Annotated in this window: 21 protein-coding genes; 16 read left to right on the forward strand and 5 right to left on the reverse strand. The window is 60.1% G+C overall.

The features are described from left to right. Positions 1 to 75 precede the first annotated feature (75 nt). A complete protein-coding gene (locus tag C5L10_RS23155; RefSeq protein ID WP_105431589.1) occupies positions 76 to 1,299 on the forward strand; it encodes an ATP-binding protein in 1,224 nt (407 codons plus the stop codon). A gap of 552 nt (positions 1,300 to 1,851) precedes the next feature. Here the strand turns inward: C5L10_RS23155 and C5L10_RS23160 are convergent. Then, positions 1,852 to 2,754 (reverse strand): LysR family transcriptional regulator, encoded by a 903-nt coding sequence (locus tag C5L10_RS23160; RefSeq protein ID WP_105431590.1) that lies wholly within the window; start codon positions 2,752 to 2,754, stop codon positions 1,852 to 1,854. 97 nt (positions 2,755 to 2,851) lie between these two features. Between C5L10_RS23160 and C5L10_RS23165 the strand changes: the two genes are divergently transcribed. From C5L10_RS23165 to C5L10_RS23175, 3 genes are read left to right on the forward strand one after another with little or no spacing between them, the layout of a single operon-like run. Beyond that, positions 2,852 to 3,574: an SDR family oxidoreductase gene (locus C5L10_RS23165; protein WP_105431591.1), complete on the forward strand. Its 723-nt coding sequence runs from the start codon at positions 2,852 to 2,854 to the stop codon at positions 3,572 to 3,574. Between the two features lie 38 nt (positions 3,575 to 3,612). Continuing rightward, entirely contained in the window at positions 3,613 to 4,095 is a 483-nt protein-coding gene (locus C5L10_RS23170) for a carboxymuconolactone decarboxylase family protein (RefSeq protein WP_105431592.1), read from the forward strand. Beyond that, positions 4,092 to 4,460 (forward strand): Atu4866 domain-containing protein, encoded by a 369-nt coding sequence (locus C5L10_RS23175; RefSeq protein ID WP_105431593.1) that lies wholly within the window; start codon positions 4,092 to 4,094, stop codon positions 4,458 to 4,460. The genes C5L10_RS23170 and C5L10_RS23175 overlap by 4 nt, the downstream gene beginning before the upstream one ends. Before the next feature lie 358 nt (positions 4,461 to 4,818). On the opposite strand, the gene C5L10_RS23180 is transcribed toward C5L10_RS23175, so the two are convergent. Continuing rightward, entirely contained in the window at positions 4,819 to 5,784 is a 966-nt protein-coding gene (locus C5L10_RS23180) for an AraC family transcriptional regulator (RefSeq protein WP_105431594.1), read from the reverse strand. A 116-nt stretch (positions 5,785 to 5,900) separates the two neighbouring features. Between C5L10_RS23180 and C5L10_RS23185 the strand changes: the two genes are divergently transcribed. The 7 genes from C5L10_RS23185 (at position 5,901) to C5L10_RS23215 (ending at position 13,874) form a co-directional block, all read left to right on the forward strand. Continuing rightward, positions 5,901 to 6,368, forward strand: coding sequence for a DUF6152 family protein (locus tag C5L10_RS23185; protein ID WP_105431595.1), 468 nt, complete (start codon positions 5,901 to 5,903; stop codon positions 6,366 to 6,368). Positions 6,369 to 6,373: 5 nt separating this feature from the next. Next, entirely contained in the window at positions 6,374 to 6,832 is a 459-nt protein-coding gene (locus tag C5L10_RS23190) for a hypothetical protein (RefSeq protein ID WP_245448132.1), read from the forward strand. A gap of 12 nt (positions 6,833 to 6,844) precedes the next feature. Then, positions 6,845 to 7,750, forward strand: a complete 906-nt coding sequence (locus C5L10_RS23195) for an SDR family oxidoreductase (RefSeq protein ID WP_105431597.1) — start codon at positions 6,845 to 6,847, stop codon at positions 7,748 to 7,750. A 158-nt stretch (positions 7,751 to 7,908) separates the two neighbouring features. Further along, positions 7,909 to 8,550, forward strand: a complete 642-nt coding sequence (locus tag C5L10_RS23200) for a (2Fe-2S)-binding protein (RefSeq protein ID WP_105431630.1) — start codon at positions 7,909 to 7,911, stop codon at positions 8,548 to 8,550. Between the two features lie 2 nt (positions 8,551 to 8,552). After that, positions 8,553 to 9,557, forward strand: a complete 1,005-nt coding sequence (locus C5L10_RS23205) for a xanthine dehydrogenase family protein subunit M (RefSeq protein ID WP_105431598.1) — start codon at positions 8,553 to 8,555, stop codon at positions 9,555 to 9,557. After that, positions 9,554 to 11,707, forward strand: coding sequence for a xanthine dehydrogenase family protein molybdopterin-binding subunit (locus C5L10_RS23210; RefSeq protein WP_105431599.1), 2,154 nt, complete (start codon positions 9,554 to 9,556; stop codon positions 11,705 to 11,707). Before C5L10_RS23205 ends, C5L10_RS23210 begins: the two co-directional genes overlap by 4 nt. A gap of 10 nt (positions 11,708 to 11,717) precedes the next feature. Continuing rightward, positions 11,718 to 13,874, forward strand: coding sequence for a xanthine dehydrogenase family protein molybdopterin-binding subunit (locus tag C5L10_RS23215; protein ID WP_105431600.1), 2,157 nt, complete (start codon positions 11,718 to 11,720; stop codon positions 13,872 to 13,874). A 488-nt stretch (positions 13,875 to 14,362) separates the two neighbouring features. Here the strand turns inward: C5L10_RS23215 and C5L10_RS23220 are convergent, their stop codons facing one another. Beyond that, positions 14,363 to 14,635, reverse strand: a complete 273-nt coding sequence (locus tag C5L10_RS23220) for a hypothetical protein (RefSeq protein ID WP_105431601.1) — start codon at positions 14,633 to 14,635, stop codon at positions 14,363 to 14,365. A gap of 281 nt (positions 14,636 to 14,916) precedes the next feature. On the opposite strand from C5L10_RS23220, the gene C5L10_RS23225 reads away from it, so the two are divergent. Beyond that, on the forward strand, positions 14,917 to 16,170 hold the full coding sequence (locus C5L10_RS23225; RefSeq protein ID WP_105431631.1) for an efflux RND transporter periplasmic adaptor subunit: 1,254 nt from the start codon (positions 14,917 to 14,919) through the stop codon (positions 16,168 to 16,170). Positions 16,171 to 16,181: 11 nt separating this feature from the next. Further along, entirely contained in the window at positions 16,182 to 19,328 is a 3,147-nt protein-coding gene (locus C5L10_RS23230; RefSeq protein ID WP_105431602.1) for an efflux RND transporter permease subunit, read from the forward strand. 987 nt (positions 19,329 to 20,315) lie between these two features. Here the strand turns inward: C5L10_RS23230 and C5L10_RS23235 are convergent. Further along, positions 20,316 to 21,167 (reverse strand): SDR family oxidoreductase, encoded by an 852-nt coding sequence (locus tag C5L10_RS23235; RefSeq protein WP_105431603.1) that lies wholly within the window; start codon positions 21,165 to 21,167, stop codon positions 20,316 to 20,318. Positions 21,168 to 21,570: 403 nt separating this feature from the next. Between C5L10_RS23235 and C5L10_RS23240 the strand changes: the two genes are divergently transcribed. Continuing rightward, entirely contained in the window at positions 21,571 to 22,497 is a 927-nt protein-coding gene (locus C5L10_RS23240; RefSeq protein WP_205837088.1) for an AraC family transcriptional regulator, read from the forward strand. 347 nt (positions 22,498 to 22,844) lie between these two features. Here C5L10_RS23240 and C5L10_RS23245 read toward each other — a convergent pair whose 3' ends face one another. Then, entirely contained in the window at positions 22,845 to 23,804 is a 960-nt protein-coding gene (locus C5L10_RS23245) for a LysR family transcriptional regulator (protein ID WP_172717134.1), read from the reverse strand. Positions 23,805 to 23,935: 131 nt separating this feature from the next. Between C5L10_RS23245 and C5L10_RS23250 the strand changes: the two genes are divergently transcribed. Together C5L10_RS23250 and C5L10_RS23255 are read left to right on the forward strand one after the other, a co-directional pair. After that, positions 23,936 to 24,895 (forward strand): MBL fold metallo-hydrolase, encoded by a 960-nt coding sequence (locus tag C5L10_RS23250; protein WP_105431634.1) that lies wholly within the window; start codon positions 23,936 to 23,938, stop codon positions 24,893 to 24,895. 25 nt (positions 24,896 to 24,920) lie between these two features. Next, complete coding sequence (locus tag C5L10_RS23255; protein WP_105431604.1) at positions 24,921 to 25,505, forward strand: intradiol ring-cleavage dioxygenase; 585 nt, start codon at positions 24,921 to 24,923, stop codon at positions 25,503 to 25,505. The last annotated feature ends 151 nt before the right edge of the window (positions 25,506 to 25,656 follow it).

The raw sequence follows: 25,656 nt of genomic DNA on the forward strand, positions 1-25,656 counted from the left end.
GATTTCAGTTAGTCATCTCTTGACTTTCAATCGGTCATTCGCGTAGTTTCAAACGGCTATCAAAGGAACGACGCTATGCCGCTGTATCCAAGGCTCGTTGAGCAACGCGTTGCCGACGCCATGTCAGACACGCGAGTCGTGCTGATCGTGGGTCCCCGACAATCCGGAAAAACAACGTTGGCGAAGAAGATGGCTAACGAGGGGATGGAGTATTACACGCTAGACAATGCGACGACGCTCAGTGCCGCGCGACGGGATCCAGTTGGCTTTGTAAGAGGAATGGATCGCGCCATTCTCGATGAAATTCAGCGCGCTCCCGAGCTGTTGTTGGCGATCAAGGAAAGCGTGGATACCGACGAGCGTCCAGGGCGTTTCCTCCTGACCGGTTCAGCCAATCTCATGACGCTGCCACGCGTCGCAGACTCGCTCGCAGGGCGTATGGAGGTCGTCCGACTGCTGCCGCTCGCTCAAAGCGAGATCAGAACGGCCGGTGGAAGCTTTTTGGTCGACGCCTTCCGAAACGAAGCTAAAGCCGGACAACCAATCGTCGGTGACGACCTGGTGGCTGCAGTTCTGGCAGGTGGATATCCGGAGGCATTGGGTCGCAAAACCTTGAACCGCAGACAGGACTGGTATGGGGATTATATCCAAGCGATCGTCCAACGCGACGTTCGCGATGTAGCGCAAATCGAGCAGATCGCGCAGATGCCGCGCCTGCTACGCATTCTGGCGGAACATTCGGGACAACTCGTGAACTATTCCGGAATTGGCGCCGCCATCGGGATGAACCACGTCACCACGCAAAAATACGTTGCCATATTTGAAAGCCTATTCCTCGCCAGAACGATCCAACCCTGGTTTTCCAACAAACTGAAACGCCTGACCAAGACCCCCAAAATACATTTCCTGGATTCTGGTCTTCTTGCCTCCCTTCGCGACCTCTCTCTCGAGAGACTCCGGGATGACAGAGGGCCGTTCGGAGCGTTGCTGGAGACTTTCGTCTTTGGCGAGGTCCTTAAACTCGCCAGCAGCGGACATACCCGCTTTGAGTTTTCACACTTTCGCGACAAGCAGCAGAACGAAGTCGATATCGTCATCGAAGACAGAAGAGGGAGGGTTGTCGGTATCGAGATAAAAGCGGCAGCATCCGTCTCGACTTCCGATTTTTCCGGATTGCGAATGTTGGCCGAAGCATGTGGAGAGCGGTTTGTTTCAGGCATGGTCCTGTACGACCATGACAAGGTGGTCCCGTTCGGGGAGCGCCTGTCCGCCGTGCCAATTTCGGCATTGTGGCGTTAGCGCGTAGGAATTTAGCTTCAGTCTCCAGACTCGAGCATTCTTGAAACTTCGACCGTTTCGTAAAAAAATGGACCTCCGGTTCGATGTCCGTCGACTGCAAGCAAGATGTAGAATGACGGGGTCGCAGGTTCTACTCCCATCAAGGCGAAGAAGCCCGTCCGGACCAGTGCTTTACCGATCGGGGTTCGCTCATCGGCCTCTTCGCGCCCCCATCCGCGCCTTGTCGGGCAAAAAGGTCGTCCCGAAAGCGGCCATCTGTTCCAGATACGGCGTCAGCATCTTCGTTCCATTTCATCATTACGCGGGCTCGGCGCGAATGATGTCGCCAAGTTGCGCCCATGGAGCTATCATCAGCGGATGAATCTGAGCCCTCCTTCGGATTACGTGACCGAATGGCGAGGAGCGTTCAAGAGTGCTCAGGTCAACGCTCTTAACAAAAGCATCGGGGTTCCGCTGATGATGGGTGAGTGATGCCGAGGCTGCACTTGGCGCGCGTCCGGAAAAATTCGCTGCATCTGTCTCGTGACGCCCCGCAATGGCCGTTAACGACGTTCATCCGACCGCTGTGCGAAAACCCCGGACATGCTCCACCAGCGCCCTCAGTTTCGGCGCCATGTTGCGGCGGCTCGGATAGTAAAGATAGAAGCCTGGAAAACGCGGGCAAAATTCTTCCAGGATCGGCACCAGCTCCCCGCGCGCAAATGCCGGCCGAAAACTGTCCTCCATGCCAAAGCTAATCCCGGCGCCCGCGATTGCAAGGTTGATCATCAGCGCCATATCGGTGGTCGTAATCGTGTCCGCCACCGCCACCGAGAACTCTCGGCCATCCTCCGCGAATTCCCAGCGATAGGGTGCAACGCTCGCCGCCCGACGCCAGCCGATGCAGCGGCGACCTGCAAGTTCGCTCGGATGACGCGGCCTGCCGAAGCGTTCGAGATAGTCCGGCGAGGCCACGGCCAGCTGGCGTTGCTCGCCGGAGACCGCCACGGCGATCATGTCCTGGGCGATTACTTCGCCCAGCCTGACGCCCGCATCATAACCTTCCGCGACAATATCGAATTCGTCGTCGGTCACGGTGACATGCAGTTTCACGTCCGGGTTTTCTTCCAGAAAGGACGCCAGAAGCGGCCCCGACAGGAAGCTATCGGCAATCGACGAGACCGCGAGCATCAGCCTCCCGCGCGGAGGCCCGCGAAGGTTCGCGGCCGCTTCGATCGCGCCCTGGATCTCGACAAGCGCTGGCGCCGCGTCGGCATAAAGGCGCTCGCCGGCTTCCGTCAGCGCCACGCTGCGGGTCGTGCGGCTGACGAGTGCGATGCCGAGGGTTTCTTCCAGCCTGCGGATCGTCTGGCTCACCGCCGAGCGGGTGACGCCCATCCGGTCAGCGGCGGCGCGAAAACTCTTTTCCTCGGCAACGAGAGCGAAGACGGCAAGTGCGTTGACGTCCGTCCACATTGGTTAGTTTCTCTTACCGCCGTATGAATGAATCGAAGTCTTATCGCGACAATGCCTCAGGCTTATCTTCCTGGCAACCGCAATGAAGGAGTAAGTCATGGACAAGGTTGTTCTCATCACGGGTGCTTCCAGCGGCATCGGTGTCGGCATCGCCCACGAATTGGCAAAGGCCGGCGCGACCGTCGTGCTGGGTGCCCGTCGCACCTACCGGTTGGAAGCCGTCGCCCAGGAAATCCGCGCTGCCGGCGGCAAGGTAATGACCCGCAAGCTTGACGTCACCGATCGCGCCGATGTCGCCGCCTTTGCCGGGGCTGCGCGAAAAGAATTCGGCCGCGTCGACGTCATCGTCAACAATGCCGGGGTCATGCCGCTCTCGCCGATGGCCTCGCTGAAGGTCGACGAATGGGACACGATGGTCGACGTCAACATCAAGGGCGTGCTCTACGGCATCGCGGCCGTCCTGCCCGAGATGAACGAACGAGGTTCGGGCCAGATTATCAACATCGCCTCCGTCGGCGCGCTCACCGTCTCCCCGACAGCAGCCGTCTATTGCGCCACCAAATACGCCGTCCGGGCGATTTCCGATGGCCTGCGCCAGGAAAACGACAAGTTGCGCGTCACCTGCATCCATCCGGGCGTTGTCGAAAGCGAGCTTGCCAGCACGATTACCGATCCAGCCGCGATCGAAGGCATGAAGACATACCGCGCCATCGCGCTCACGCCCGATGCCATCGGTCGCGCCGTCCGCTTCGCGATCGAGCAGCCGGAGGATGTCGACGTCAACGAGATCGTCGTGCGCCCGACCAGGGCCGCGTTCTGATCGCAACGCCAGCAAACAGCCAGTAAGAGGAGGTTACCATGCTCCAGCAGATCCGATCCCATGTCGCAGCGGCGGGCGCCGCAGCCGCCCTTAGTTTCGCACCGGAAGCAGCTTTCGCGCAGACTGTCGACGAACGGCGGGAGCGCGGGGCGGCCGTAATCCGCAGCCTGAACAATGGCACGACGCAGCCGACACTTGAAGGCATGCGGCGCGAATTTCCGTTTCTTGCCGAGGCGACCGAAGCCTATGCGCTGGGCGACGTGTGGTCGCGCGGCGGTCTCGACAACCGGACGCGCCAGCTCGCCGCAGTCGCCGCCTTCGCCGCAATCGGGGAGACGGCCTTTATGAGGGTTCATGCCGGCTATGCGCTCAACATCGGCGTGTCGGAGGAAGAGCTCAAGGAGGTCATCTACATGGTGACCGTGCCGGCAGGCTTTCCCAAGGCAATCGCCGCCTCCCAGGTTCTGTCGCAGCTCTTCGAGGAGCGGCGCAACACGGAAAGCAAGGAAACGAAACCATGAGCAATCCCCTCCGGATCATCCTTGCCATCATCATCACCATCGCCGCGTCCCCCGGCGTGGTGGCCCATATCGCCAAGGCAGAGGACACCATGCCCACTCAACCCAACAACCAGGCACAGCCACAGAACCATCCCTATATCGGCATGTGGGTCACCGGCGACGGCCGCATCCGCCAGGACCTACTCGACACCGGCCGTTACGACGAGGCCCGCGGCAATCGCCGCAGCGCCTACCTGGGCCGCTACGTCGTGACCGGCAATCACATCGACTACTGGGATGACACCGGCTTCACCGCCGACGGCAAGTTCGTCGACAGCGATACGCTGCATCACGGCGGGATGATCTTTTACAGGGAGAAGCCTTAGCTCTGCCCCCTCCCTTTCAGTGACGTGGGCCGCTCCCCAACCACCAAGGGAGGGCTTCCTCGACGAGACTAGGCCGAGCGCGGTTTCGGCAGCGAGGATCTGGGACGAGGGCACAGTGCTAAATGGCAGGAAGAAACTACCCGATATCCCGGCGCCAATCACGAGCCCGCCAGTCCCATCCCCAACGCTCAGCCGACGAGGCGGAAGAGCTCGGAATTGGAGCCGTATCCGCCAGATCGGGGAAGCCCGCGGCAATAGGAAAAGCTACGATGACGGCTCCCGGAAGGCGTAATGGCTTCTAACGGCAGCAGGGATAACAGCCATGGCACGAGAGATCCGCCTGGGAGTGTAATCCTATTCAGCCGCGAAGCCTTCTGTGGGTATCGCGGCCTGTCTGGGCGGCCTCAAGCGGAAGCCTAGTCTTACGTTTGTTCAGATAGTCCCTTGGCGTGCAGCCCATCACGCGCTTGAACGCGCTGGTGAAGGCGCTTTCGGATTCATAGCCTAGCGAAGGGGCGATCGCCGAGATTGGCCGCCCAACCTCCAGTTCCTCGCCGGCCAAAAGCATCCTCCAGCGGGTCAGGTATTCCATGGGAGTTTCACTGGCCGCGTCCCGGAACCGCTGCGCGAAGACGGATCGTGACATTCCGGCCTCTGCAGCAACTTCCTGCAAGGTCCAGCGCCTCGAAGGGTCGGCATGCATGGCCGATATCGCGGCGCATAGACGGCTATCGGTCAGTGCTGCAAACCAGCCGGGCTCATGAACACCTTCCAGCAGATGCAGGCGCAGCGCTTGAACCAGCATCATGTGGGCCAGCTGTTGCGCAATTAACGCGCCACCAGGCTGTCCATCGCGGAGTTCCTCACGCATCCTCGCCACTGACCAGCGCAATGCTGCCTGATCCACATCCTTCCGAATATGAACAATCGGTGGCATCATCTTCAGAAGCATGCCTGCGTGCCGTCCCGCCACCGTAAAGCGGCTTCCCACGAGCAGCAGGTCACGGCCATCATTCAGCGTGACGGTGCCACCCGGCAGGGCCGGAGGGAATACGGCCTTCGAATCCGTCGGGGAGAGCGCTAAATCGCTGGCAAGGCGAAACGGACGTCCACTTGGAAGGACGAAGCAATCTCCTGCTTCGAGCCTGACCTGCTCATGGATCCCGTCCACCGCCAGCCAGCATCCGCCGGTCTCGACGGCGTAGCATTTGATCACGTCGTCCCTGAGCGCAAAATGAAGCGACCACTCGCCACCGGCCCTGAAACCGGACGACACATAGCTGCGCGTTCTGAGTAGCGACAAGACTTCAGAAAGTGGATCCATATGATTTCCGGACGATCGCGACGATATCGCGGACTGTATGGCATGGATCGTGCTGCATCAAGCCTCTACGTTTGCATCGGCTGGGACAGAAACATCTGTTGCCAATGGAGCATAATATGTTTCCTATAACTCTTTCGCGGCATACTGCAGCGGTCATCCTTGCCTGTGGACTGGCGGGCAGCGCGGTTGCACATCACGGTGTTACCGGTCGCTACGATGCCTCCAGGCCGATACTCATTTCCGGCATTGTCACAGAAACGACCTTTTCGCCGCCGCACCCCGTCTTTTCCGTCCGTGTCGAGCGAGCAAACGTCGCTGACGGGCAGCTCGGCCGTCCGGACGAGTATTTTGGACCGGTATCAGCTCGTCCCGAGGACCTCGGGCAGGTCCGTGAGGTCGAACTTTCGCCGGTCCGCATGTTCTACGACCTCGAAGCTAAGGTAAAGCCCGGTGATCGCCTCACACTGGTTGCGCTTCGCAACTGTCTGCCCCCGCATCAGTTGCGCAGCACCTGGATACGGCTGAGGGACGGGGAGACGCTATCCTACTCCAGAGACTGGGCGCCGGGGGTGGACGGATGCTAGCCTTGATGTTTCAAGAGATCGAGGACCTTGGCGTTGTTCGGCTGATCGTCGCGGTGCCGTGGATTTATCCTGCAATTTCGGCCTTGCACATCATCGGTATAGGGACCCTGCTCGGCTCGATCGTCGCGGTCGACCTGCGGCTGTTGCGCGTCCTTGGGCCACAATTCGATGAGGCCTTGCCGGCGCTGGTGAGGATGGCGCTCCGGGGCTTCGCTTTGGCAGCGACGACCGGGCTGTTGCTGCTCTCGGTGCGGATTGCGAACTACGCGGAAAATCCGGTTTTCCTCATCAAGATGATGATCATTGCGGCAGCCGGCGGCAACGCGCTGCTTCTGCGGCAGGCGGGGCTGGGCGTTGATCTCGCGGTTCTGGTTGGAAGGCGAGCCGCGCGCTTCTCAGGTGCCGTATCGCTATGTCTCTGGGTTAGCGCCGTCTTCGCCGGCCGCTGGATTGCCTTCAGTTAAAGGAAGATTGCTATGCGTATCTTGGTGACCGGCGCAGCAGGTTTTGTCGGCTCGGCCGTGGTGAAGGATCTGGTCGATGCCGGACATCGGGTGATCGGACTGGTCCGTTCCGCCGCCGCGGCCGGAATGCTGGCGACACTCGGGGCGGAAGCCTATGCGGCCGATCTGCGCGAGCGAGACAGCCTGCGGGCGGCGCTGGCTCGGGCTGACGGCGTGATACATACCGCCTTCAATCACGACTTTTCCCAGTTTGGCGCAAACTGCGAAGCCGATCGCGATGTCATCGAATTTCTCGGCGGAGAACTTACCGGCTCGGATAGACCACTCGTCGTCACTTCGGCAATCGGCGTCTTGCCCAAGCACGGGCTCGTTACCGAAGCCACGGACGCTGTTCCTCTATCCGACGCAGCCGCCAATCCGCGCGCTGCTTCGGAAACTGCCGCCGATGCCGTGGCGGCTTTGGGGGTGCCCGTCTCGATTGTCCGTCTGCCACCGAGTGTTCATGGCGAAGGGGATCGCGCGTTCGTGCCAACTCTGATCGGTATCGCACGGGCAAAGGGTTTTTCGGCCTATGTCGGCAACGGCGATAACCGGTGGCCCGCCGTCCATCGCCGCGACGCGGCCCGGCTCTATCGATTGGCGGCCGAGAGGGCGTCGACCCATGCGCGCTACCACGCAGTTGCCGAGGAAGGCATTCCCTTGCGGAACATCGCGACTTCAATCGGCACCGGTCTGGACCTTCCGGTCGAACCGATCGACGCAGAAGCCGCGCTTAACCATTTCGGCTGGTTCAATCACTTCGCCGCGATGGACATCCGTGCATCCGGTGCCGAGACGAGCCGCAGTCTGGGCTGGTCGCCAAGCGGCTCTACGCTTTTGGAAGATCTCGCTGGAGGAATTTATTTTGGCGGAAGTTAACCCGCTCCGATCGGTGGTGGCAAATCAGATAGCGCCATCGGGTGGATTCAGGCGGTTGTCCTACAGGCTTCCTATCCCAACACGCCACCTGCTCGGAGGAAAGAACCCTCCCAGCAATGCAGATTCTGCCGCAACACTACCAATCGAGAGGAGCAACAATGCGCAATGATCCTGACGTCGCCCCGGAAATCCCGGACCACCAACTCCTCGTATCACGGCGGGATGCAATGATCGCAGGCGTCGCGGTTGTCGCCGCCAGCCATTTCGCAGACTCCGCCCGCGCTCAAAGCGGGCCTCACCAAGCTGCTTTGCCGGTCTCCGCGGATCAGTCGCTGATAATTCGCACGTCGATCAACGGTCAAGCGGTGGAGCTTACGGTTGATCCGAGGACCTCCCTTCTCGACTTGCTGCGCGAACGGCTTGCCCTGACGGGGGCAAAGAAGGGCTGCGACCACGGGCAGTGCGGCGCGTGCACTGTTCACATAAACGGCCGCCGTGTCGCCTCCTGCTTGACGCTGGCAGCCAAAGTCGATGGCCTGGAAGTGCTCACAATCGAGAGCCTTGCCGAAGGCGACACGCTACACCCGATGCAGCAGGCGTTCATCGATCATGATGCGCTTCAATGCGGCTACTGCACGCCCGGTCAGATCATGGCTGCAGTGGCGTGCGTCGCTGAGGGCAACGCTACGTCACGCGAACGAATCCGAGAATACATGAGCGGTAACATCTGTCGCTGCGGCGCCTATGTCGGCATCGTCGCGGCCATTGAAGATGCTGCTGCCAAGATGGGGAGGGGCTGAAAATGCGCCCATTCACATACATCCGTCCGGCCACACCTCAAGAAGCAGTCGGTGCGTTCGCGGAAGCCGGCGAAGGCGCACGCTTCATTGCCGGCGGCACCACGCTTTATGATCTCATGAAGCTTACGATCGAGCGGCCGGCCCATCTGATCGACGTGACCGCTGTCCGGGGCTTGGACCGGATCGAAACGGACGGCGATAGGCTTCGCTTTGGGGCGAACGCGGCGATGAGTGCCGTCGCAGGCGACCCGACAATCGGGCGCGACTATCCGGTGCTGTCGGAGGCTCTGTGGAAGGCGGCCTCCCAGCAGCTTCGCAACATGGCGACCATCGGCGGCAATCTCCTCCAGCGGACGCGCTGCATGTACTTCCGAAACGGGGGGGGTGGGATTTATCCCTGCAACAAGCGCGAACCGGGGAGTGGCTGTGCAGCTATCGGCGGGCTCGATCGCGGTCAGGCGGTTCTCGGGACCAGCGAGGCCTGCACCGCCGTATCGCCGGGGGACTGGCCGGTGGCGCTTGTCGCGATGGATGCCTCCATCGAGGTTTTGGGACCGGCTGGTTCACGTTCCCTGCCCGTCGGCGATCTCTATCGATTGCCGGGCGACACGCCGCATCTTGAATTTAGCCTCGGACCCGGCGAGATGATAACTGCAATCACGGTGCCGAAGACGCCGGCAGGCCGCCTGTCGACCTACCATAAGATCAGGGATCGGGAATCCTACGCCTTCGCGCTCACTTCTGCTGCGGTAGCGCTGGAGATGAGCGGTGATCGGGTGGAGGGGGCGCGGATCGCGCTTGGCGGCGTGGCAACGCGGCCGTGGCGCGCATCCGAGGCCGAAGAGGTTCTGATCGGCCATCGGCTCACGCCGGAACTCGCGCTCGCTGCCGGCCAAGCCGCCTTCCGCGATGCGCGACCCGGGCGGCATAACAGCTTCAAGACCGAGCTCGGCGCCCGCACCATCGCTGATGCCCTTATCATTGCCGCCGGAAGAGGTCGCACATGAGTACCACCGCTTTTCCCAATCGTGCCCGCGTCGATGCTCTTGCCAAAGTGCGGGGAGAGGCAAGATTTGCGGCCGATTTGGTGCTTCCCCGAACGCTTTACGCGATGACTGTCCCGGCCACCATCGCCAAAGGCAGCTTATCCTCGCTGCCCGTTGAAGCGGCGCTCCGCGTGCCGGGCGTCGTCCGTGTCCTAACCCCTGAAGATTTTCCCGCACCTCCGACGTTCAGCGAAGATGGCCCCCCGCCGCCGCCCACTCTGGAAACGATCATCGCCTACCGCGGCCAGCCGATCGCATTGGTTATCGCTGAAACGCTGGAGGCTGCGATTGAAGGCGCCGAGGTAATCCGTCCGACCTACGTCGCGGAGGCGTTTGCCTGCGTGATGGAAAGTGCCGGGGCGCAGCGCCAGCCAGCGGACGAAGTCGCATTCGGGGACGCTCCGGCAGCCCTTTTCGGTGCGGCGGCGACGGTAGAGTCGACCTACGATTCTCCAACGCAGCATCACAACCCTCTTGAGCTCATCGCCACGGTCGCAGTCTGGGAAGATGGCGCGTTGTTGATCCATGAATCGACCCAGGCCAGTTCACTCGTCAAAGGCGCCGTCGCCGGGGCATTGCGGCTGGATCCAGCCCGCGTCCATGTACGCGGGGCAACGATGGGCGGCAGTTTTGGGCAAAAGGCCGTGCAGCGCCAGACAGCGCTTGTTGCCCGCGCCGCGATTCTGACCGGCCGGCCGGTCAAACTCGTGCAGCCGCGAGCCCAGATTTTTCATACCGCCACCTACCGGGCTCGTACGCGGCATCAGATCCGCATAGGCGCGGACGTTGACGGAAAGATCGTCGGTGTGCAGCATCACGTCGAACAGGAGCAGTCACCAAACGGATATTTCGCTGTCACCGAATATCATCGGGACGTAATCCGGATGTATGGCGTTCGAAATTATCTTGGGACCGGCGCCGATATCCGGCTTGATCGCCAGGATTCAGGCTACATGCGCGGCACTCATCCCCAGCCTGCATTCTTCGCGTTCGAAAGTGCAATCGACGAACTTGCCTATAAGACGAACCGCGACCCGGTCGAATTTCGGTTGGCGAATGACACAAGCATTGATCCGCAGAATGGCCATCCCCTATCCTCGAGGTTCTTGAACGAATGCCTAAGGGAAGGCGCGCGGCGCTTCGGGTGGTCGCGGCGCTCGCCGGAGCCGGGGTCGATGACCGCCTCTGACGGCAGCCTGGTCGGATGGGGCATGGCCTGCGGTATCTACCAGTCGGCGACGACACCGGCGATCGCGACGCTCAGGATCGACGCGCGCGGCCATACCCGCTTTGCCATCTCCGGTCACGAAATGGGCCAGGGCATGCGGACGGCCATCGCGTCGGTGCTGGTTCAAGACCTAGATATTGACCCCGAACGGCTGGAAATCGCTCTCGGTGACACGAGGGCAGCACCGCAGCACATGACCGCCGGATCCTGGGGCACCAATAGCGTCGTGCCGGCGGCCATGCAGGCGGCGCAGCGTATGCGGGCTGCCGTTGCGGACCTGCTGGACGGCCGGCAGGTCTCGGGAAACCTTCACCGGAAGCTCGCAAGCATCCGCCGTCCCTTTCTGCAGGTTGAGGTGACGACCGTGGGGCCGGGACAGGATCAGGCCGCGCTGGAGACCCTGCGTCAAGGCGGCTTCGCCGTCGCCGAAGCCGTGTATCCGGAATTCTCGACCTTCAGCTACAGCGCCCATTTTCTGGAGGTGCGCATCGAGCCGCGCACCCGGCGCATTCGGGTGCCGCGGGTGGTGAGCATCGCCGACTGCGGCCGCGTGATAAGCCCGCGTACTGCTCATAGCCAGGTGTACGGTGGGGTAGTCTGGGGCCTGAGCCATGCCCTGCGCGAAGCGACTGAGATCGACCCGCGCTACGGCGGCTACCTCAATGAAGACCTGGCCGATTATGTGGTGCCCGTGAATGCTGACATCGGCGAGATCGAGATCGGCCTGATCGACCAGCCGGACCCCCTCGCAAATCCTGCCGGGGTCAAGGGACTGGGCCAGGTCTCAATGGTGGGCATTTCAGCGGCCGTCGCCAACGCCGTCTTCCATGCGACGGGCAGACGGATACGCGAGTTGCCCATCCGCATCGAACATCTGCTTTAAGGAGGACCTCATGACCACCACACCATTCAAGGACCGGCCGAGAATTGACGCTTTTGACAAGGTTCGGGGCGTAACGGCCTATGCCGCCGACATTCCCGTGCCGGGAATGCTGTACGCAATGCTCGTACCATCGGTGGTGGCCAAAGGCCGTATCGCGACCCTCCAGGTCGAAGATGCCATCAACGTGCCGGGCGTGGTGCGTATACTGACGCCAGACGATTTTCCGCCGCCACCCGAGCCGGTGCGCTTCCCCAACGCCGACGCCCCGCCGACCCTTCATCGAGACATCGCGTTCCGTGGCCAGCCGATCGCGCTGGTCGTCGCCGAGACGTTGGAGGCGGCGACCGAGGGAGCTGAGCACGTCGCGGCGACATTTGAGACACAGCCGTTCGCGGCCACCAAGCGCAGCGCGCTCGCAGTCCGGGAGGAGGCGCGACCAACTGCTTTCGGCGATGCTGGAGCCGCTCTGGCGCAAGCTACCATGACGGTGGATGTCGAATATGAATCGCCAGCCCAGCATCACAACCCGATCGAGCTGATTTCCACGACCGCTGTCTGGGCGGATGGCCGGCTGATCATCTATGAAGGGACCCAGTTCGCCAGTGGGATCAAGGAGGTTGTTGCGCGGATCCTGCGGATCGACCCGGGCATTGTTGACGTCAAGAGCTCCTCGGTCGGCGGTGCATTCGGTCAAAAGGGCTGGGTACAGCAGCAAACGGCCATCATCGCCCGGGCAGCTATGTTGCTCGGACGGCCGGTCAAGCTAGTCACCCCGCGGGGCCAGATATTTCACCTTGCCAAGTTCCGGCCGAACAGCACGCACCACATCAAGCTTGGAGCCGATGCTGCGGGAAAAATGACGGGCGTACATTATGTAGCCGATCAGCAGCAGTCCCGCCGAGGCACCTTTCCGCCCGATTATCATGCTGGCCCTACACGCTTGTACGGCATTCGAAACTATTATGGTGGCGGCTTGGACTACAGGATCGACACCCAACCTCCTGGGCATATGCGCGCACCACACGAGCATCCGGCTTGCTTCGCCTTTGAATGCGCGGTTGATGAATTGGCCTGTAGCCTTGGCGCGGACCCGGTCGATTTCCGCATCGCTAACGATACCCGCGTCGATCCCCAGAACGGCCGGCCATTGTCGTCCCGTCATCTCAATGAATGCCTCAGCCGCGGCGCCCAGCGCTTTGGCTGGTCGAAACGCACGCCCAAGCCCGGATCCATGCGGGCCGCGGATGGCTCGCTGGTCGGTTGGGGTGTTGCGAGCGGCATCTATCCCGCCCTGGTCACCGCGACCGTGGCGACGCTCCGCATCGGTGCGGACGGCACGACGCGTTTCACGACAACGCACCACGAATTTGGCCAGGGTATCAAAACGGCGATTGGCGCCGTACTGCTCGACGCTCTGGAGATTGACGCGGCAAAGCTCGAGATTGTCCTTGGCGACACAACCGCGGCTCCCCAACAGATCACCGCCGGGTCCTGGGGAACATTCAGCGTGGTGCCGACTGCAGCACTCGCTGTCGAGCGGATGCGCGCGGCGATATCCGAACTGCTCGCAGGAAGGCAGGTTTCTGGAACCATTCATCAGCAGCTCGCCGCCATACGCCGCCCGTTTTTAACTGTCGAGGTTTCGCTGCTCGGACCCGGTCAGGATGCCGCAGCACTGGAACGGTTGCGCAGGGGGCAATATGCCATTGCCGGCCCGACTTTTCCCGATTTTACCGCAATGAGCTACATTGCCCATTTTGTTGAGGTCCAGGTCGAGCCAACCACCCGGCGCATCAGGATGCCGCGCGTGGTAAGTGTCGCCGATTGCGGACGTGTGGTCAGCCCGCGCACGGCGGTCAGTCAGGTGCGTGGGGGCGTCGTGTGGGCCTTCGGGGCAGCACTTCGTGAGGCAACCGAGGTCGATCCGCGCTTCGGCGGCTTCCTTAACAATGATCTCGCCGACTACGTGGTGCCGGTGAACGCCGATATTGGGGAGATCGACGTCGACTTCATCGATGAACCCGACCCCGTAGCAAATAGCGTAGGTGTTAAGGGACTGGGCGAGGTGGCAATGGTCGGCGCATCGGCAGCTATCGTGAATGCAGTCTTTCATGCAACCGGCAAGCGGCTGCGGGAATTGCCGGTTCGGATCGAGCATCTTCTGTGACCCAGTTTCCGATTCGATAGCGGTCGTGATGAAGTGTGGCCTCGGCACCAAACGTGAAGCGGGCAGGAGCTGTCATATTTCTTTTAGGTCGTGTCGAAAGGGGCCGGGCCAGCCACCTATGCGGAAAGCCGCCATCCAACTTCAGCAATCGCCTCCCTCCAGAAGCAATGTAATCTGCTGGCTTCGATGCCTTCAGTCTCAGGGCATGATCGCTGTTCCGGTGTCTGTCGTGCAACGCCAATGCCCTTTGACGGGCCTTCGAGCGCATATTTAGGCGAGGGCCGGCATATCGCGCCGAGGAAGTTGTTCAACCGCCCCAGGCTGCGACGGGGATCGGCCCTACCCATGAACTTCCGAGACGGTAATTCAGCGGAACTGATAACTTGGGTTCCCGCTCATCCGCCTGAATTCTGTTCAGACCGAAGAGGGGCCGCCGCGGCAATATTGCGACCTTGCCGCGGACGGTGCCTTGAATGAACTGCGAGCTGTTAGTTCGGACGGTTGGCGCCCTCATAATAGTCGCCGCTGTCGACCGCGCGACGATCATCGCGGGTGGTCTTGCCAAACACCGACTGGCCGGACTGGTTCGGATAACCGAAGGTCCTGGTGCTGTCGGCCCGCAGAGGATTGGCAGAGCGCGGCGAAGCGCCGCCGCTCTTGGATGCGCCTTCATAATAATCACCCTCGGCAAGTGCCGGGACGGCGAACGTGGCCGAAGCCAGCAGTGCAGCGATAGCGGTGGATAGGACGATCCTGGTCATGAGTTTCTCCTTCAGTTTCGATAGCGTCTCCTGGACGCATCCAAACATAGAAGGCGTTTGTCGCACGCGTGTGCCGCAAAACAGGGAAATTGTCGCAAACTGCCGCATCGCAACATTATCGATGCGGTTCGGGCTTCCTTCGTGATGGCTCGATCACACATTGATACATTTACGGGGATTTCCGGCACATCAGCGCGACATCTCCCCGTTACCCTTCCCTGACTGCCCATGAGAGCAACGCTCGCGTCGGGCTTCCCGCCCCTAATTACATGGTGTCTCGAATGATCCGACGTTACCGAACAATCCCACTTTTGATACTTGTTCTATGGGGGGCCTTCGGCCTTCAAGGTTGCAACGCCGAAGTCGCGGCCCAGCAGCAGGCCAAGGGTCAAGCTCCGGAAGTAAGCGTTCAGAAACTGCAGCAGAGGGCGGTCACGCTCAAGCGTGAATTACCGGGAAGAACAAATGCCCATCTGATCTCTGAGGTCAGACCTCGAGTGACAGGCACGATCCGCGAGCGAGTTTTCGAGGAAGGCGGTTTCGTCAAGGCCGGAGATGTCCTGTACCAACTCGATCCAACTCCCTTTGAGGCCGCCTATCGAAACGCGCAGGCTGCCCTGCAACGGGCTGAGAGCGCCGTGCCGAGCGCTCGGGCCAGGTTTGATCGCTACCAGAGGCTGAGCGTAAATGATGCGGTCAGCCAGCAGGAGCTTGACGAGGCGCGCACTCAATTGCTCCAATCGGAGGCGGACGTTGCAGCGGCAACAGCAGCGCTGGAAACGGCCCGCATCGAGCTTGGCTATACCACGATCGTAGCGCCGATTGATGGGCGCGTGGACGCTTCGACCGTTACTCAAGGCGCGCTTGTCACACAGGACCAAGCGACCCCTTTAACTGTTATTCGCCGACACGATATCATCAATGTCGATCTTGTGAGGTCGAGTGCTAGCCTTCTCGCGTTGAATAGAGCGCGATCATCAAATGACATCGGATCAAACGGTGAATTTGTACCGGTCGAGCTCAAGCTCGAGGACGGCGCGCGATATCCGCATCCTGGCAAATTGCAGTTTTCTGGATCAGCAGTGTCGCAATCAACCGGCATGGTTTCGCTGCGCGCCGTCTTTCCCAATCCGGAAGGAATCCTGATGCCGGGTATGTATGTGCGTGCACTGGTTGAAGAGGGCTTTGTCGAAAACGGTTTCCTCGTGCCACAACGCGCTGTCTCCCGTAATCCCCGCGGACAAGCAACCGCCAGATTCGTAACCGACGGGATGAAGATTGAGGAGCGTATTCTTAGCGTTGATCGCACTGTCGGGAACAACTGGCTTGTCACTGATGGTGTGGCCGAGGGTGATCGTGTTGTTGTGGAGGGATTTCAACGAGCGGCAGTGGGACAGCAGGTTCGGATAAAGGCTGTAGTCGTCGAAGATGACACGGGCGAGGTGCGAAACGTTTCGGAAGCACCCGCATCGCCGCGCGAGCCAATGCGTGACGCCCGCGCTCCAGCAAGCTCGCCGTCCTCGGCTGTTCAGTAGGAGATACCTCTATGTCCCGCTTCTTCATCGAACGGCCTATCTTTGCATTCGTCCTTGCCATGGCAATCATGATGGCGGGGGCTCTGTCGATCCCGACGTTATCGATATCCCAATATCCGCAGATCGCGCCGACGGCCGTTCGAATTACCGCAAACTATCCCGGAGCTGACGCTAAGACGGTTGAGGATTCGGTTACAAAGGTAATCGAACAAGGCATGACCGGGATCGACAGCGTCGACTACATCTCGTCGAGCTCCGCGGCGACCGGAGAGGTTTCGATCACGCTGACATTTACCAGCGAGGCCGATCCCGACGTTGCGCAAATGCAGGTGCAAAACAATCTTCAGCTCGTTGAGGCGCGGTTGCCGCAGGCGGTCCTGGATAGCGGATTGACTGTCTCGAAATCGAGCGCAAGCTTTTTCCTGATTGCAGCTTTCGCGTCTTCGGACGGAAGTTTAAACGGGAACGATATCGCCGACTTCATTGATACTTCCCTTATGGACACGTTGCGACGTGTACCAGGCGTTGGTGAGGCACGGCTTCTAGGCTCGGATCGTTACGCAATGCGCATCTGGCTTGACCCCGACAAGTTGGCTCAGCACAGGTTGATGGTGAGCGACGTGACGCAGGCGGTGCGCGCACAAAATACTCAGGTCTCCGCAGGGCAACTCGGAGCCCTACCGCAAAGACGTGGCCAGCAACTCAACGCGACGGTGACGGCCGGTAGCCGTCTGCAAACCGTAGAGCAGTTCGAGGCGATCATCCTAGATAGCGCTGCTGACGGTTCCGTGATCCGCCTGAACGATGTTGCGACGGTTGAGCTGGGAGCCGAGAGCTACACCAATTCAAGCACGTACAGCGGCATGCCTGCTGCAGGGATCGGTTTCAGACTCACGTCCGGGGCGAACGCGCTGGAGACGGCCGAAGGAATACGTGCCGAGATCGAGCGGCAACGTGTGATTTTCCCGGTCAATGTCGATGTACATTACCCATTCGACACATCGCCATTCGTGCGATTGTCAATCGAAGGTGTGGTGGTAACCCTTATCGAAGCCGTCGTGCTCGTCTTCGTTGTCATGTACATGTTCCTGCAGAATATCCGAGCCACCATCATTCCCACGCTTGCCATTCCAGTCGTGCTGCTGGGGACATTCGCCGTCTTGGGGCTATTCGGCTATTCCATCAACACCCTGACGATGTTTGGAATGGTGCTTGCGATCGGCCTGCTGGTGGATGACGCCATCGTCGTTGTCGAGAATGTTGAGCGCGTGATGGAGGAAGAGGATCTCGGCCCACGCGAGGCAACAATCAAGTCGATGGGCGAGATCAGCAGCGCTCTCATAGGGATCACAACCGTTCTTGCCGCGGTGTTTATTCCGATGGCGTTCTTCTCGGGCTCCGTCGGCATCATCTACCGGCAGTTTTCAGTGACAATTGTCACGGCAATGGTCCTTTCTGTTCTTGTCGCGCTGGTGCTGACACCAGCTCTTTGCTCCTCGCTGCTCAGCAAACCAAAGCACGGAGTGGCGAAGGCTTTACCTTTTCGATTGTTCAATGCAGGATTTGCTGGCTTCACCAGTGTCTATCAACGTGCCACCGCCGCCCTGCTTCGCCGCATTGTTATTGGCCTCGTCATGTTCATCGCCGTCGCGGCTGCCGTTGGCGTTCTGGTCGCGAGGCTGCCGTCTGCGTTTCTTCCGGAAGAGGATCAAGGACGCCTCGTGACCGCGGTTCAGCTGCCACCTGGCGCAACGGCTGATCGAACCCGGCGGGTTCTTGATCAGGTGATCGAGCACTACTTAACGAAGGAACGTGATTACGTTGACGGGATATTTGGCTCGGTGGGTTTCAGTTTTGGCGGGCAAGGCCAGAACGTCGCAACCGTATTCGTGGCCCTTAAGGATTTTGAGCAACGGCAGACCCCGGAATCCAGGGCGGCGGCGATTGCGCAACGGGCCATGGTCGCTTTTGCGAAGATACCCGATGGACGTGTGGTCGCGCTTGCTCCCCCTGCGATCCAAGGTTTCGGTAACAATAGCGGTTTTGATTTCTTTCTCCGCGACACTGGCAATGCCGGCCACGAAGCGCTCATGGCTGCTCGTAACCAACTGTTGGGTGCCGCCTCGCAAAATCCAGGACTGACGGGGACTCGTCCAAACGGGCAGGAGGATACTCCCCAATACTCCGTGTCCATAGATCGTGACCGGGCGAGCGCGTTGGGCATCCAGCTCTCAGATATCGACACGACGCTGACTACGGCGTGGGGAGGCACTTACATCAACGATTTCCTGGACCGTGGCCGCGTGAAGCGCGTCTATGTGCAGTCCGACGCGGAATTTCGCATGCAGCCGGCGGATTTCGAGAGGTGGCATATCCGCAATAACCTAGGTGAAATGGTTCCCCTGTCGTCCTTCTCGACCGGACAATGGAGCTTTGGTTCGCCGAGGCTGGAGCGATATAATGGTGTCTCAGCGGTGCAGCTGCAGGGTTCTCCCTCTCCCGAAGTGAGCTCTGGTCAAGCGATGGAGGAAATCGATCGCATGGTTGACGATCTGCCGGAGGGTTTTTCCCATCAATGGACTGGCCTTTCAGCGGAGGAGCGGCTTGCAGGCAATCAAGCTCTTCAGCTTTACATCATCTCGGTGGTTGTCGTTTTTCTGGCACTCGCTGCGCTTTACGAAAGCTGGACAATTCCATTCTCCGTCATGCTCTCAGTTCCGGTGGGCATTTTAGGGGCCCTGATAGCAGCGACGCAATTCGGCCAGCTGAACGACGTTTACTTCAAAGTCGGGCTACTTACGACGATCGGCCTTACAGCAAAAAACGCGATCCTGATCGTTGAATTTGCGACATCAGAGGAGTCGAAGGGGAGGAGTCTTCTGGAAGCGACAATCGAGGCTTCGCGTCAACGCCTCCGACCCATCCTTATGACCTCCTTCGCGTTCATCTTGGGGGTCTTGCCACTGGCAACCGCCTCAGGCGCCGGCGCTGGTAGTCAGAATTCGATCGGTATCGGGGTGATGGGTGGCATGATCTCCGCGACTTTTCTAGGCATATTCTTCATCCCGATGTTGTACGTTGCAATGCGAACTCTGGCTAGCATCAGAACCTCGAGATCACCTCGCTCTCACTCGACCGCGGACGTGCCTGCGGAGTAGAGATCAAATCACGCGAACGGGTTTCTTTCTGGCAGGGCCATAATGTCGTAGATCGTGTCAACCGTGTAGACCGGCGATCAAGCTCGCGTGTCTCGCCAAGCTAGGTCGGCCACTTCCAGGGAAATTCGAGCAGCGACGCCGTCATCCTTATGCTGGACAGGGACGACTGAAATCGGGGCGATATCAAACGGGCCGCATTTCGGACAGTTCACTCTGAAGAACGCCGGCACGCAGAGCTCCTCTCGATCTCGGCGTGTTCACAGGGCTTGTCGCCGAAGAGGCAAGGGCCGCTAACCAAGCCAACAACCAGATCGGCGGTTCTGGAAGTGATGGGAGTCGGATTGTTCCAACGAGCGGATAATTGCGACCTCACGGTAGTAACGGGCTGCCACCGAGAGCCACCCATTGGGAGTGATCCCCGCCGCCTTGCCGCGGCGATCTGACCATGGGAATTCGTTCCGTTTCGGACATCAACGATAGATGAATTATCAGGTACTTGGCGAAACAAAGGGGTTTGTTTCAGTCCTATCAAGATTGACAAGTTTCCAGGGCTGCGCGCTTAGCCGTATACCATGTCTAAGGATATAGATTGAGTCATACGCCTCTATGCGCTCGGCGAGCCCGTACGGAAGGTCAAGACATTGACCTTTACGGTAGCATCAGCATGAAGCACTCCAGGGTAAAACGGCAAGGTCGACTTATGGTGCCATAGGCGTTGATCAAGGCCCGAATGCAGTCGCCAGTCGAATCCCACAAGCTTCGTCTCTACTCGTTGCGATGGGATGGAGCCACCGAAGCCTCGTATCGGGAAACGGTCTTCGGTGGCTTTGGAGACCGCCAGCTGATGGGGGTATCCAGCGATCTCCTTTGCGGACCTTCGAGACCGGGTGCAGTGGCCCTCTGATCCGATTTTGATTGCATTCAGCTTGTGCCATCGGGGACGGCGCTTAGCGGCTTCGTCGGCACGGGCAAGCGGGTTGCTCCACCTTAGCCTAGGCCGCCGTTCGCGAATAGATTTTGACCATCGATCCAGGCACCGTCCTGAGAGCAAAGAAGAGCGATAACGCCGGCGATGTCTTCCGGCAGTCCCAGGCGACCGAGCGGAGTCTGCTCGGGGATTCCTTGGAGTGCTTGTTCACCGTGCTGACGGAGGAGTTGCGTGTCAACTGCGCCGGGCGCTACAGAATTGACTGAGATGTTGCGGCCGGCCAGTTCCTTCGCGAGGACGCTGGAAAAGAGCACCTGGATGCTTTTTGTGGCCGCATATGCGCCAGTTGCCGGGGGAGGCGTCTTTATGATGCTAGAACTGAGGCTGATGATCCGGCCCCCGTCACGCGTCCGTCGAGCCGCTTCGCGCAACACATTGAAGCTTCCCTTCACGTTGGTGGCCATCATTCGATCGAACGCCGCGTCGGTCATTTGAGCAAAGGGGCCGACATTCATGATCCCGGCATTGTTGACCACCACATCGACGCCACCGAAAGCCTCGTCATTGGCGTCGAAAAGCGCCTTGACCGCTGCGGGATCTGCCACGTCCGCTTGGCGAACGATAGCGCGACCACCAGCCGCCTGAATATCGGCCACGACCTGAGCGGCCAGGTCGCGGTTGGTGAGGTAGTTCACGGTCACGGCATAGCCGTCGCGGCCCAGACGCTTCGCGGTGGCGGCGCCGATGCCTCTCGATGAGCCGGTAACGACCGCGGCCCGACCGGGGCCGGGCAGGGGGCCTGTGCCGACTGCGGACGTCTGGGCCGAAGCCACGCTCGTCAGCGCGAGAGCAGCAGGCGCAGCGGCCGCAAGGGCCATGAAAGTGCGGCGGGAGCTATCAGTATCGGACATTTCAAAAGTCTCCTTTCTTGAGGCTGTTTCAAGACTTGTTCGGTAAGGTTGCGCAGGCAGCACGGGGGCGTGCCGCGCCCGATATGTTCGGCGTGTGCGGCAATGCCGTTTGTGTTGGCGGAGGAAAGCAGCGGCGCATCGGTCTGCGGTCAGCGGGCCAGTCGAGACTGGCCCCCTTTCCTAGACGCCCGGTAGTTTACCCGGTTGAACATCTATTGACCTGAAAACAGTTTCTGTCATGCTCGGCGAACTCCTCGCTTGTTTGGCACCTTCAGGCTAGATGGAGTGCACCGTGAACAGAATGCCAGAACTCTCAAGAAACTTGCCTATTGCCGCAAAAGGTGATCCCTTGCCGGAAATCGATTGTCTGTTTCGTTGGCATCGCAGCCAACCGGAGGCTTGCGTGTCGTCATCGCTTCTTGCGGCGGTTGCCGCCTACATCGAGGGTCAGGGTGGCGGTGAGGGTCTGTTTCCGACGCCGATCGACGGCTTCAACATCGTCCGTTCCTGTCAGGCAATGATGATGCCGATGCGGGCGATCTACAGGCCATCGCTGTGTGTCGTGATCCAGGGAGGAAAAGAGATCCTTTTTGGCGATGACATGCTGTCCTACGGCGGTATGGAGTGCCTTGTCGTAAGCGTGGAACTGCCGGCCAGCGGGCGGATCATCAAAGCCAGCCCCAGCTCGCCTTATATCGGCGTCACAATAGATCTGGACGTGACGGTGATGCGCGAGGTGGTTGAACAATTGGATGAGCCGCCTGTTCCACCTGACAGCCCCGGTCCCTGCATGTTCGTGAGCCAGGTCGATGTACATCTGGCGGATTGCATCCAGCGTCTTGTCAGGATGTCGGAGACGCCGAAAGCGGTTCCGATCCTCTACCCCTCCATCATACGCGAAATCTTCTTCTGGCTTCTGAGCAGCCCGCATGGAGGCGAACTCTATAGGTTGGCGTTACCCGAGTCGAATATTGAGCGGGTCGTGAAAGCCATCTCCATGCTGCACACGAACTTCGCCGAGACGCTGCATGTGGAGCATCTGGCCGAGGTCGCGCGAATGAGCCCGTCGTCGTTCCATCAGCACTTCAAGGCGCTCACCTCGATGACGCCACTCCAGTTCCAAAAGCAGCTTCGCCTTCTCGAGGCAAGGCGACTGATGGTGGCTGAAGCTGCAAGCGTAGCAGAGGCTGCCTATCAGGTCGGCTACGATAGCGCTTCGCAATTCAGCCGCGAATATGGCCGGATGTTTGGCGCTGCGCCGAAGCGTGACGCGATAAACCAACAGCGCCTGTATAGCGAATATGCCAGCCGCACAGTACGTTGCGCGTAAGGCGCGCGTCGGAGGAGGCGCTCTTATAGTCTTTGATAAGAGCGGCCCTCTCGAAAAGAAATAGTGTTGTGACGACGTGCAGAGATCCCTGTAAAGATAACGTCCCGTCGCTATGACTTAATGAAGCCTCTAAGTGTCCGAAGCGGCGAGGCGAGCGGTTGCCGGCCAGTGCGATGATGGCCCCAGATGTCAATCCTAAGCTACTTGATCTGCTGAAACGTCACGGTGCCAAAACTCGCTACTTCAGCTGTTTTGCCGACAGTGGCGAAGGTGGTAGATGCAGGCGGATGCGAACTCGCCCGCATCTACGGATTTATCGGCTTCTTCCGCCCGCCCGGCTTCTCTGACTACCATCTCTGGTTACGGACGTATTCGAGAAAGGCCCGCACGGCTGCGCTCGTATGCCGCCGGCTCGGATAATACAGATACCAACTCGGCAATTTCTTTTTCCAGTCGCTGAGCAGCTCGATAGTTCTGCCTTGTTCGATATCGTCACGGACGTAATCTTCGAACAGGTGAGCAATTCCCGATCCCGCTAGCGCGGCTTGCCGTTCTTGTTGCGCTGAACTCAGCGTCAACCGGCCGTTCGGCGTGATTTCCATCTCTTCGCCGTCTCTTTCAAAATTCCACATCGCCATGGTTCCGCCGGGGAAACGGCGACGAATGCAGTCGTGCTGCAGGAGATCGAGCGGCGAGTCAGGGCGACCGCGCCTGCGAAGATAATCGGGCGAGGCCACGATGGCATATTGAAGGGCGGGACCGAGGGGCATTGCAATCATGTCCTGGGCGAGTTGGTTCCCGAAGCGCACACCGGCGTCGAAACCCTGCTCGACGATATCAATGATCGCAGCATCGCTGACGATTTCGACATGGATGTCCGGATAAATTTCCATGAACTCGAAGGCCAGGGGGCAGAGGATATGGTCGGCGGCCGGACCTGGTGCATTGATCCGTACGGTGCCGGATGGGCGCTCGCGAAGCTGATTTAGATCGTCGATCGCTGCTCTGATGTCGTGAAGCGCCGGCCTTAGCCGTTCGAGAAGCTGCTCGCCTGCTTCCGTCGGCGCGACGCTGCGTGTCGTTCGATTCAGCAGCCGAATGCCCAGCGCTTCCTCGAGGACGCTGATCGATTGACTGATGGCGGATGACGAAACGCCCCTGCCGAGCGCGGCGGCTCTAAAGCCGCCGCAGCGCACGACGTCCTCAAAAATCTCTAAGCTGTCTAGGCGTAGCGGTCGCATTGCAAAGTCCTGCTTAATAGGCTGATCCATTTTCGTTAGCTTATCCGCACGCCCCAGCTCTGTCATCCTTGGGAAACAGAAGCGAGGCGGCGATATCGCGGCGCTTGCTGGCGACGCTCAAATCAAGCGCACCTGCCAGCAGATATATCAACGGGATCAAAACTATGAGCGAACTCACACTCAATCGCCGCAAGATCATGCTGACAGCCGCGACCGGCGCCTCGGCTTTCTTTTTGCCGACCGCTGCGGTCCTCTCGCAAACAGCACCTGACACGCAGCAGGCAAAACAACGCAATGCCGGCCATTACCGCTTTCGCGTCGGCGACATCTCGGCAACCGTGTTGAGCGACGGGTTGATCGGCGGCCCTCCGCGAGTCTACGCCAGCGATGCGCCGGAAGCGGAATTGCAGGAGGTTCTGAGACGCGCCTTCCTGCCGGCGGACCGCCTGACGCTCAATCTCAACACGCTTCTTATCGAGGCGGACGGCAGGCGGATCCTTCTCGAAGCCGGAGCCGGGCAGACCATGGGACCACAAGGTGGCCGCATATTCGAGAACCTGGCGGCTATGGGCTTGCGGCCCGAGGACATCGACGTCGTAGTGGTCTCCCACACGCATCCGGATCATGTGGGCAACCTTCGAACCCCGGACGGCGGCAAGGCTTTCCCACGCGCGACAATCTTTGCGCCACGGGCAGACTGGGACTTCTTCGTCCGCAACGATCCCGACCTTTCCTATATGCCGGTGCCCGAGGATTTCCGTCGCAATTTCGCAGCGGCCATCAAGCGGAGCGTGGAACCGGTCACCAACGGGATCGAGTTGTATGAAGCCGGCGCGGAGATCGTACCCGGTCTGACGACGCTTCCAGCATTCGGCCACACCCCCGGCATGGCAAACTTCCTTGTTCAATCGGGGGGCGATCAGCTCCTGCTGACCGCCGATCTCGCCTACCACCCGATCGTCAATGTCGACCGGCCATGGACGCCTGGGCCAGATCGCGACAAGGACGCCGCACTCGCATCCCGCCGCCGCATCTTCGACATGGCGGCGGCAGACCGGCTTCTCGTTCTCGGCTTCCACTATCCATTCCCGGGTCTTGGTCGCATACTCAAGACCGACACGGCCTATGCCTGGGTCCCGGTCAGTTGGCAGTTCTAATTCGGTGAGCAACGGAGGCCCCGCAATGACGACATCAAGGCGTGCACTTCTTTCGGGTTTTCTCGCCATGCCGCTCGTGCCGCTTTCCGAAGCGGTCGCTTTCGGACAGGAGGCGCCGTCGCTGCCGCTGACGCGCGCTTGCACCGATGGAGATGAACCGACGCCTGCCCGCGAGGCCGGCCCGTTCTTCAAGCCGAACTCACCTCTGAAACAGGATCTATATCTGGAGGCGCCCCGCGGCGACCGCATTACCGTGGCCGGCTACGTCCTCGATGATCGCTGTCGCCCCACGTCGCGTAGCCTCGTCGAAATCTGGCAGGCGGACGAAAACGGCGAGTACGATCGTTTGGGCTTCCGCCTGCGCGGGCATCAGTTCGCCGACGAGCAGGGACGCTGGTGGTTCAATACCGTGGTGCCGGCGTTGTATCCGGGACGCACGCGCCACTTTCATTTCCGGGTTCAGCGTCCGGGCGGAGTTGTCCTGACAACGCAGCTGTTTTTCCCAGGCGAGCCGGGCAATGCGCGCGACCGGATCTTCGACGAAACGCTGCTCATGACCATTAGCCCCGCAGGCGACGGTCAGTTCGCACGATTCGACTTTGTGGTCTGAACAACGGGTATGCCAGCCATCCAAACGCGCCGCGCCATCGGCTCCTCGCGGGTCGGAGCGGTCATCGCACGTCGCTTAGCAGCAGTGACCTAGCCGTCGTGCGCGCAAACGCGATCTCTCATGCCACTGGGCGGCGTCTTCGAGAGCCGCC

This window comes from Neorhizobium sp. T6_25 (assembly GCF_002968555.1).
GTDB lineage: Bacteria > Pseudomonadota > Alphaproteobacteria > Rhizobiales > Rhizobiaceae > Neorhizobium.